We start from the raw sequence: 9035 nt of genomic DNA, 5'->3' as shown, positions 1-9035 counted from the left end.
CCCCCACCCCCGACCCCTCCCCGCAAGGGGGAGGGGAGCCGACCGCCGCTGGGGACGACTTCCGATTACAGAAATCAGATTGACATTTTTCCGAAATTATGATGATCTCCCGCCCATCCCGCCTCACCGCAGAGGGGCGTTGCGCGCGATCGTCACGACACGCGAGGTGGGGATGCGATGGCCGTGGTATTGCCGCAACGTGTCTTCGGATGCGCGGACGAACGGCAATCCGCGGACGGTCAAGTCGCGTGGTCCTGACCTCCCGAAGCTGAGGTCAAGTCGGCGCCGCTGCAGACGCACGGCGTGGATGACGGTGGCCAACAAGCCGGCGCACCGGGGAGATCGCGAAGCAGCCGTAAGCCCATCGCGCAGGGAATGCCGGAATGTCGGCTGCACCTGTGGTACCTGCCGCCTGCATTCTTTTCGTAGGCGGGCCATGGGTGAGGCCTTCACCCGGCATTCCCTGCGCCCTCTGCTCTTGAAGAGGGACGGACTGATTGAAAACCTCGGGCGAGTTTCGCCGCGAGACTGCGACGGCACGTCCTTAGTCGATTGCCTGCTGATCGATCCGATCTGCCGTTGAGACGTTCGGCTGTTTGTACGTCGTGCTGTTTGATCCCGTGAATCCCGCCCCACCCACCACCGTCGTCCCGGACAAGCCGTGACGCGCAGAGCGCGTCGCGGCGCCGATCCGGGACCCATACTCCGCGGCGGTGATGTGGCGCGAAAAAGCCAATGACCAACCGGACTCAAACTGCTCCCTGGGGGTATGGGTCCCGGCGTTCGCCGGGACGACACGGTGTTTGTTGAAACACCGCCCCTGACCACAGGCTCCGTCATTGCGAGCGCAGCAATCCAGGGCCAAAGCCAACGACTCTGGATTGCTTCGTCGCTTCGCTCCTCGCAATGACGTTGGTGACGTCACCGCACGCCCTGCACGAACAGCGCGAACGGCTCCTCGACGGTCTTGCGCAGATGCTCGCGGTACAGCTGATAGTTCGGATCATCAGCCCCGAGCCGCCCGAAGCTCGGCTCGACCACGTTCCGTAACGGCAACAGCGCGATCGGCGCTGCGATGGGCGTCAGCAGCGAGCCGCGGCCGGCCAGCAAGGTCGTGATGATGCCGTACATCTCGCCGGTGATCGTCGGCCGCGACACCGTGATCAGGCGGTGCTGGCCGTGACGGTTGGTGACGAGGTAGACGAAGCCGGACTGGTTGGGCACGGCGACCTCGCCGAACTGCGAAAAGGCCGCGTCGAGCCGCGCGCCCTCGCGAAACATCAGCGACGAGGCGGCATCGTCCCAGACGATATCGGTGCGGTAGGAATAGATCGCGTCCTTGTCGCCGAACGATGGCCGCAGGGTCACGTAAGTACCCTCGATCCATTCCACCGCACGCCGCGAATAGGAGCCGAGACTGTCCGGCGCGATGCCGCCGCTGGCGGCTGGCGCTGCAGCCGGCGTGCTCGGCGCCTTGCGCAGGGAGATCCCGAGCGCCTGCTCGAGCCGGACGATGGTGGCGAGCGTGAACGGGCGGCGGCCGCCGAGTGCCTTCTCCAGGGTCGACAGGCTCAGTCTGGCCTGCTCCGCCAGCGCCTGCCGCGACATCCGGCGACGCGCGATCTCCTCGCGGATGGTTTCGGCCACCTGCCGGCTCTGCTCGTCCGATAGCTCGCTGTTGTCCGGTATCGACATCCTGGCCCCTGACGCGTGACGGAGCTCCCTTCTAGCAGACGGACAAAACAGCACAAACCCGGACAGATCAGCCGCCCTCTCGCGCACCACCGGACCGAGCCGGGCGGGCGGCGGCCGAACAAGACCGACCATTCCGCTCGCGACGACAGCACGCCGCGCTCAATCTCGGCCTGCCCCATTCTGTTCGTTGCGGAGCCCCTCATGAGCGACACCATCGACTATGACATCCGCAGCAGCCGCCATCCGGTCCGGTCCTGGATCGTGACCATGCTGCTGTTCCTGCTGCTGCAAGCCGCCGCCGTGGCGCTGGTCGGCTTCACCGCGCTGTTTCTCAGCATCACCCCGGGCTGGTCGGCCGAGGGTCCGCTGGCGCCGCTGACCAAGCCGGGCGATGCGCGCTCCGGCGCGCTGCTGTTCAAGAGCGATGCCGGCTACGTGGAAGCGCCGCGGCTTGGTATCGACGTCGACATCGTGGTGTCAGGGCCGACCGCGCGGGCGCGCGTGACGCAACTGTTCAAGAACACCAGCTCGCAATGGCTGGAGGCCGTCTACGTCTATCCGCTGCCGCCAGACAGCGCCGTCGACACGCTGAAGATGATCGTCGGTGATCGAATCGTGGTCGGCGACATCAAGCCGCGCCAGGAGGCCAAGGTGATCTACGAGCAGGCCAAGCGCGACGGCAAGACCGCGGCGCTGACCGAGCAGGAGCGGCCGAACATCTTCACCAACTCGCTCGCCAATATCGGCCCGGGCGAAACCGTGCTGGTGCAGATCGAGTATCAGCAGCCGGTGGCGCAGGTCGCCGGCGAATTCTCGCTACGTGTGCCGCTTGTGGTGGCGCCGCGCTACAATCCCAAGCCGATCGTGCAGAGCGTCGACCTCCGCCCGGACAGCAACGGCTGGGGTGCCGCGAGCAACGACCCGGTGCCGGACCGCGACCGCATCTCGCCGGAAGTGCTCGACCCCGCGAAGAACGATCCGGTCAATCCGACCCGGATCACCGTGCGGCTGCAGGCTGGCTTCGCGCTCGGCGAGGTCAAGAGCCACCATCACCAGGTGACGATCGACAGCCCCGATGCGAGAACGCGCGTTGTTACCCTGGCCGAGGGCGTGGTACCCGCCGATCGCGACTTCGAGCTGACCTGGAAGCCAGCGTCGGAGAAGATGCCGTCGGTCGGCCTGTTCCACGAGCAGGTCGGCGATGCCGACTATCTGCTCGCCTTCGTCACGCCGCCCGCGGTGGCCGCGACCACGCAGCGCCCGCAGCCGCGCGACGTCATCTTCGTGATCGACAATTCCGGCTCGATGGGCGGCACCTCGATCCGCCAGGCCAAGGCCAGCCTGCTCTATGCGCTGGGGCGGCTGCAGCCGGGCGACCGCTTCAACGTGATCCGCTTCGACGACACCATGACCGTGCTGTTTCCATCCTCGGTGCCGGCCGATGCCGAGCATGTCGGCAGCGCCACCAGCTTCGTCAGCTCGCTCGACGCGCGCGGCGGCACCGAGATGGTGCCGGCAATGCGCGCGGCGCTGACCGACGACGGCAGCGACAGCGACCGCGTGCGCCAGGTGGTGTTCCTGACCGACGGCGCGATCGGCAACGAGCAGCAGCTGTTCGAGACCATCACCGCGATGCGCGGCCGCTCGCGCATCTTCATGGTCGGCATCGGCTCGGCGCCGAACACCTATCTGATGAGCCGCGCCGCCGAGCTCGGCCGCGGCGCCTTCACCCATATCGGCTCCGTCGAGCAGGTCGAGGAGCGCATGCGCGACCTGTTCGCCAAGCTGGAGAACCCGGTGGTGACGGGGCTGACCGCGACGTTCTCGGAAGCCTCGGCCGACCTGACGCCCGCCGTGCTGCCCGACGTCTATCGCAACGAGCCGCTGGTGCTCGCGGCCAAAATCGATCGCCTCGCCGGCTCGCTCCAGCTCAAGGGTCGTATCGGCGACCAGCCGTGGACGATCACGCTGCCGCTGTCCAGCGCCGCCGAAGGCAAGGGACTGTCGAAACTGTGGGCGCGGCGCAAGATCGGCGATGCCGAGGTCGCCAGGACGATGCGGCAGATGACGCCGGAGGAAGCCGACGGCGCCATCCTGAAGCTGGCGCTGGAGCATCAACTCGTGACCCGCCTGACCAGCCTCGTCGCCGTCGACAAGACCCCGCGCCGCCCCGACGGCGAGCCGCTGAAGCTCGCCGAGCTGCCGATCAACCTGCCAGCCGGCTGGGATTTCGAGAAGGTGTTCGGCGAGCGCGGCCGGATGCCAGCGATGCAGAAGGACCGCCGCGCCGAGGGAGATAGCGACGTGCAGCTCGCCGCGCTGAAGCGGCCGGTGGTGCCGGCTGGCCCCGCGACGATCACGCTGCCGAAGACGGCCACCGATGCCGAACTCAGCATGCTGCTCGGCCTGGGTGTGCTGATGCTTGAACTGATCTGGCTCGTCGCGATCCGGCGACGAGCTGCCAACTAGGCAACGCGTCATTGCGAGGAGCGAAGCGACGAAGCAATCCAGGGGCTGCACGATGACTCTGGATTGCTTCGCTTCGCTCGCAATGACGAGAGGAGAGAGAATGCCACGCTTCGTCATCGCGCTCGCGGTCGCGCTCGTCGGTCTCGTCCTGTTCGGCCATGGCGCCCTCATCCATGCCAAGGCCGTTGTCGCACAGGTGCTGCTCGACCGTGCGTTCAGCCAGACCATCGCCACCGGCCAACCTATCAAGCCATGGTCCTGGGCCGACACCGTCCCGGTCGCCCGCATTGAAGTGAAGCGGCTCGGCATCTCGACCATCGCGCTGGCCGGCTCCAGCGGCCAGGCGCTGGCCTTCGGCGCCGGTCACGTCGAGGGCACGGCCGAGCCGGGCGAGACCGGCATCGCCGTCTATTCCGCGCATCGCGACACGCATTTCCGCTTCCTGAAGGACGCCAGGATCGGCGACGAGATCGACATCATCAGGCGCGACGGCAAGACCTTTCGCTATCGCGCCGATGCGGCCCTCGTCGTCCGCTTCGACGAGTCGGGCATCGATCCGGCGACGGATCGCGCCGAGCTGGTGCTCTCGACCTGCTGGCCATTCGACGCGCTGACACAAGGGCCGGAACGCTATGTGCTACATGCCACACTGATCGGCGATCGATGAATGAAGCGAGCATGGCCGCCCTTGGGAACCAAGCGCCGAATGCCCATTTGTCACCCTGCCGCCGCCGTGGGATGATCCTATGGAGTGAGCAAGACCCGCATCCGAAGCGCTTTCGACATGCATTCCCAAGTTCAGTACCTGCCGATCACGCCCGCCTTCTTCGCCATCCTGGTGCTGGCGTTCGGCGTCGTGATCATCCTGATTCAGCTCGGCATCCTGCGCTACGCCTACATGAAGCTCGGCGTCAGTTCTGGGACCGCGATGCTGCTGCTGTTCGGCTCGCTGGTCGGCAGCTACTTCAACATCCCGATCACGATGCTGCCTGGTCAGGTGGCGCGCTCCGGCGAGATCATCGACTTCTTCGGCATGCAATATGTCGTGCCGCTGGTACATCAGTGGCCGGGCACCCTGCTCGCGGTGAATGTCGGCGGAGCCGTGATCCCGACCTTGATGTCGACCTATCTCGTGCTGCGCTACCAGCTCTGGCTGCGCGCCACCATCGCGGTGCTGGTGATCGCGGTCATCATCCACGCCATGGCAACGCCAGTCCAGGGTGTCGGAATTGCCGTGCCGGTGTTCGCGCCGGTCGTCGTGACCGCGATCCTCGCCTTCCTGCTGTCGCGCGAATACGCTGCGCCATTGGCCTATATCGGCGGGTCGATGGGGACCTTGGTCGGCGCCGACCTGATGAACCTCGACAAGATCGGCAGCCTTGGCGCCCCCGTGGCCTCGATCGGCGGCGCCGGCACGTTCGACGGCGTGTTTCTCACAGGCATCCTCGCGGTGCTGCTGGCCGGCCTCGCCGCGCCGTCCCGTCCGGGCCTCGCGCGCTGAGCTTCCCACCCGGCGGGTTAACGGCTAAAATCGGGCCCAGCCAGCAGCGGACACCGAATGCGCGCGATCAATCTCATTGTCGGAACACTGACGATCGCGGTGGTCGCGGCCGGAATCAGCGGCGTTCTGATCAAGCAGAAACGCCGCATTGCCGAGCAGCGCAGCACCATGCGCGTGGTGTTCGACGGCGGCTCGGCGGCGGGCCTGCGCAAGGGCGGCCCTGTCAATTTCGACGGCGTGCAGGCCGGGCAGATCCTGTCGATCAACCTCGAAAGCCCGCGCAAGATCGTCGCCATGATCACGCTCGACAAGTCGGCGCCGATCCGCAAGGACACCACGGCCGGCATCGAGTTCCAGGGCCTGACCGGCATCGCCGCGATCTCGCTGGTTGGCGGCGCGCCGACCGCGCCGCCGGTGCCGCTGGACCGCGACGGCGTACCGGTGCTGACGGCCGATCTCAAGGACCAGGAGACGATGGTCGAGACGGTGCACAACATCGACAAATACGTCGTCAGTAATGCGCCAGCGATCAAGGAGGCGCTGCAGACGTTCGAGACCGAGACCGCCTCGCTGCAGGCCAAGACCGCGGCGTTCGACTCCGCGATCGACAAGGCCGAGGACATCTTCAAGGGCTTCGATACACTGGTCACCAAGATCGACAGCGCCATTCCCGGTTTCGCCGACGGCAATCCTGGGCAGTTGTTCGATCAGATCAAATCGATGCGCGAGCTGGTCGACAGCTTCAAGCGCAAGTCGGCCAAGGTGATCGACGAGAGCCGCAAGACGCTGGTCGACATCAGCGACGGCGCCAATGCGATGACCGTCAAGTTCGGCGGCCAGGCGCCCGGACCTGGACCGCGGCGGGTGCCGGCGTCACGCTAGGGGACGGCGCATCGCGCCGCCCCTTGCGCTCAGTGGCTGATCATCCACGGCCGCGCCGTCGGAAAGCCCTTGGCGCCGCTCTTGGTCTTGGTCATCAGCCGCGGCGACTTCTTCGGCGAACAGCAGCCGCAGCCCGGCCCATGCTTGGCCTTGTATTCCGCCAGCGTCTGCGGCGCGTGGCGGCTGCGCTCGTTGGTGGCATGCGCCGTGCGCCGGTCCGCCGGCATGCAGGCGAAGGCGGGCGCGGTGAGGATCACCCGCGGCGCCATGTCCCGGCATTGCGGACAGACCTGCGGATCATCACATTCCGACATCGGACGCATGTCGGTGAACGGACCGCATTCGTCACAAAGATATTCATAGACCGGCATTGTCTCGTCTCCTGCGCAACATCGTCTCCAAGGTCCGCGCGGCGGATGCGGGGCGGCCAGATACGCGGCCGTCCCGCATCCCGTCGCACAGGGAGAGGGTTATTTATCCGGCGAGATCGGCATCTGGATGTCGCCCTTGATGTGCTTGATCGGACCCGCAGCCGACGGCATCACGTCGAAGTCGAAGATCTCGGTCGGCAGCCACAAGGTGGCGCAGGCGTTGGGCACGTCGACGACGCCCGAGATGTGGCCCTGGACCGGGGCGGTACCGAGGATCGAATAGGCCTGGGCGCCGGAGTAGCCGAACTTCTTCAGATACTCGATGGCGTTGAGGCAGGCCTGGCGATAGGCGATGTGGACGTCGAGGTAGTGCTGCTTGCCGGCCTCGTCGACCGAGATGCCCTCGAAGATCAGGTAGTCGCGGTAGTTCGGCGTGATCGGCGACGGCTTGAAGATCGGGTTCTTGATGCCGTACTTCGCCACGCCGTCCTTGATGACGTCGACCTTGATGTGCAGCCAGCCCGCCATTTCGATGGCGCCGCAGAAGGTGATCTCGCCGTCGCCCTGGCTGAAGTGCAAATCGCCCATTGAGAGGCCGCCGCCGGGCACATAGACCGGGAAGTAGATCTTCGAGCCGCGCGACAGGTCCTTGATGTCGCAATTGCCGCCATGCTCGCGCGGCGGCACGGTGCGGGCACCCTCGGCGCCGATCTTGGCCTTGACGTCGCCCTTGGCCTGGCCGGCATGGGCGGTCGGCGCGAACGGCGGGTTGGCGAGGCCCGGCACGCGGGTCGGGTTGGTCGCGATCAGCGCGGTCTCACGCTCGTTCCAGGTCGCCAGCAGCTTCGGATCGGGCAGACAGCCGATCAGGCCGGGGTGAATGAGACCGGCGAAGTTCACGCCCGGCACGTGCCGCGACGAGGTGTAGAGGCCCTTGATGTCCCAGATCGACTTCTGCGCCAGCGGGAAGTGATCGGTCAGGAAGCCGCCGCCATTCTGCTTCGAGAAGAAGCCGTTGAAGCCCCACAGGCTCTCCTTCAGCGGACCGACATCGAGCAGGTCGACGACCAGCAGGTCGCCGGGCTCCGCGCCCTTGACGCCGATCGGGCCGGACAGGAAGTGCACGATCGACAGGTCGATGTCGCGCACGTCGTCGGCGGAGTCGTTGTTCTTGATGAAGCCGCCGGTCCAGTCATAGGTCTCGATGATGAAGTCGTCACCGGGATTGACCCACTCCACCATCGGGATGTCCGGGTGCCAGCGATTGTGCACCTTGTCGTTCTCGTAGGCCGACTTGGTCAGATCGACCTTGATCAGTGTGTCAGGCATCAAGAGCTCCCCTTTACCTTTGCTTGGACGGAGTGGTTAGACGGACAGATATTTCGAGACCTGCGCGGCATCGACCTGGTCGCGCGGATCGTCGCGGACGATCTCGCCGTTCTCGATCACCAGCACGCGGTCGGCGATATCGAGCGCGAAGCTCAGCACCTGCTCGGAGACGACGATGGAGAGGCCCTTCTCGTCGCGGATACGCTTGAGGGTGCGCGCCATCTCCTTGATGATCGACGGCTGGATGCCCTCGGTCGGCTCGTCGAGCAGCAGCACCTTCGGCTTGGTGGCGAGCGCGCGCGCGATCGCAAGCTGCTGCTGCTGGCCGCCCGAGAGATTGCCGCCGCGGCGGCTCTTCATCTCCAGCAGCACCGGAAACAGCTCATAGATGTCGCCGGGCACCTCGGACTCGCCGGAGACGACGAGGCCGGTCTCGATGTTCTCCTTCACCGTCATGGTCGAGAAGATCATGCGGCCCTGCGGCACGTAAGCGAGACCCTTGGCGACGCGCTCATAGCTCTTGAGACCGGCGAGCTCGGCGCCATCCATCGCGATCGAGCCGCTCTTGGCGGGTAGGATGCCCATCAGCGACTTCATCAAGGTGGTCTTGCCCATGCCGTTGCGCCCCATGATCGCGACGATCTCGTTGGGCGCGACCTTGACGTTCAGGCCATGCAGCACCTCGCTCTGGCCATAGGCGACATGAAGATCGGAGATTGCGAGCATCGGATGTCTTCCTATGCAAGGTGGAGTGAGACGATCGGTCGAGCGGCATCGGCACTAAGCTC

At 65.9% G+C, this 9035-nt stretch carries 8 protein-coding genes; 4 read left to right on the top strand and 4 right to left on the bottom strand.

The features are described from left to right. Window positions 1–921: 921 nt before the first annotated feature. Window positions 922–1695, bottom strand: a complete 774-nt coding sequence (locus tag BRAO375_RS31170) for a helix-turn-helix domain-containing protein (RefSeq protein ID WP_009031415.1) — start codon at window positions 1693–1695, stop codon at window positions 922–924. Window positions 1696–1896: 201 nt separating this feature from the next. Here BRAO375_RS31170 and BRAO375_RS31165 point away from each other — a divergent pair, with 201 nt between their 5' ends. From BRAO375_RS31165 to BRAO375_RS31150, 4 genes are all read left to right on the top strand, one after another. After that, a complete protein-coding gene (locus tag BRAO375_RS31165) occupies window positions 1897–4164 on the top strand; it encodes a marine proteobacterial sortase target protein (protein ID WP_009031414.1) in 2268 nt (755 codons plus the stop codon). Window positions 4165–4264: 100 nt separating this feature from the next. Continuing rightward, window positions 4265–4831 carry a class GN sortase gene (locus tag BRAO375_RS31160; RefSeq protein WP_009031413.1) on the top strand — a complete coding sequence of 189 codons (567 nt, stop codon included), beginning with the start codon at window positions 4265–4267 and terminating at the stop codon, window positions 4829–4831. Between the two features lie 117 nt (window positions 4832–4948). After that, on the top strand, window positions 4949–5665 hold the full coding sequence (locus BRAO375_RS31155; RefSeq protein ID WP_009031412.1) for a DUF1614 domain-containing protein: 717 nt from the start codon (window positions 4949–4951) through the stop codon (window positions 5663–5665). Between the two features lie 57 nt (window positions 5666–5722). Beyond that, on the top strand, window positions 5723–6547 hold the full coding sequence (locus BRAO375_RS31150; RefSeq protein ID WP_009031411.1) for an MlaD family protein: 825 nt from the start codon (window positions 5723–5725) through the stop codon (window positions 6545–6547). A 29-nt stretch (window positions 6548–6576) separates the two neighbouring features. On the opposite strand, the gene BRAO375_RS31145 is transcribed toward BRAO375_RS31150, so the two are convergent. The 3 genes from BRAO375_RS31145 to urtE all read right to left on the bottom strand — a co-directional run bounded on the left by BRAO375_RS31145 (window position 6577) and on the right by urtE (window position 8973). After that, the gene (locus BRAO375_RS31145; RefSeq protein ID WP_009031410.1) at window positions 6577–6918 is read right to left on the bottom strand and encodes an FmdB family zinc ribbon protein; all 342 of its coding nucleotides are present in this window, start codon (window positions 6916–6918) and stop codon (window positions 6577–6579) included. Window positions 6919–7017: 99 nt separating this feature from the next. Continuing rightward, complete coding sequence (gene fmdA / locus BRAO375_RS31140; RefSeq protein WP_009031409.1) at window positions 7018–8247, bottom strand: formamidase; 1230 nt, start codon at window positions 8245–8247, stop codon at window positions 7018–7020. A gap of 36 nt (window positions 8248–8283) precedes the next feature. Continuing rightward, window positions 8284–8973, bottom strand: coding sequence for an urea ABC transporter ATP-binding subunit UrtE (gene urtE, locus BRAO375_RS31135; RefSeq protein ID WP_009031408.1), 690 nt, complete (start codon window positions 8971–8973; stop codon window positions 8284–8286). Window positions 8974–9035 lie beyond the last annotated feature (62 nt).

This window comes from Bradyrhizobium sp. ORS 375, from assembly GCF_000239775.1.
GTDB lineage: Bacteria > Pseudomonadota > Alphaproteobacteria > Rhizobiales > Xanthobacteraceae > Bradyrhizobium.
The sequence above is the reverse complement of the archived record's forward strand: the minus strand, read 5'-3'. Positions and strand labels throughout refer to the sequence as shown.